This window comes from Paenarthrobacter sp. PPS72, from assembly GCF_048537125.1.
GTDB classification, from domain to species: Bacteria; Actinomycetota; Actinomycetes; order Actinomycetales; family Micrococcaceae; genus Arthrobacter; species Arthrobacter nitroguajacolicus_E.
The window spans coordinates 1-533 of sequence record NZ_JBLYIE010000114.1 but is presented as its reverse complement, the minus strand read 5'-3'; the positions used below and the strand labels follow the sequence as shown (position 1 = coordinate 533).

The following is a 533-nucleotide window of genomic DNA, read 5'->3' as shown; positions in this document are numbered from 1 at the left end:
GGATCCGCTGGTTGGTCTCTCGGCTTTGGTTTACACCTGGTCGGGTACTGCTTGGAGAGTTGCTTTCGGGACGAGACTGTGACGGCTGTGGAAATTTAGGGGCTCACCCAGGCCGATATCGACGCCGGCCATGTCGCCAACAGCGCCACGACCACTGGTACTCCTCCCACCGGTCCTCCGGTGACGCCGCCTCCGGGAACAACGGACACCCCGTTGACCCCCGGTCCGGCGATGGAGTTCAGCAAGTCCGCCGACGCATCGGACATTCAGAACCCGTCCGTCGTCGGCGACCAGATCATCTACACGTTCACAGCCAAGAACACCGGCAATGTGAAACTGACTGGCGTGGCCATCAATGACCCCCTGACCGGCCTGTCGGCCTTGGCCTACACCTGGCCGGGAACCGCAGGCGAGTTGCTGCCCGGTCAGACGGTGACGGCTACGGCAACGTATTCGATCACGCAGGCTGATATCGACGCCGGCCATGTTGCCAACAGCGCCACCACCACCGGCACGCCGCCGATCGGCCCTCC

Annotated in this window: 1 protein-coding gene; it reads left to right on the top strand. The window is 63.6% G+C overall.

Annotated features, from left to right (window positions below):
- Positions 1-180: 180 nt before the first annotated feature.
- On the top strand, positions 181-533 hold a 353-nt coding region (locus ACLRGI_RS23325), incomplete at its 3' end, for a CLIPPER-2 domain-containing protein (protein ID WP_419203806.1).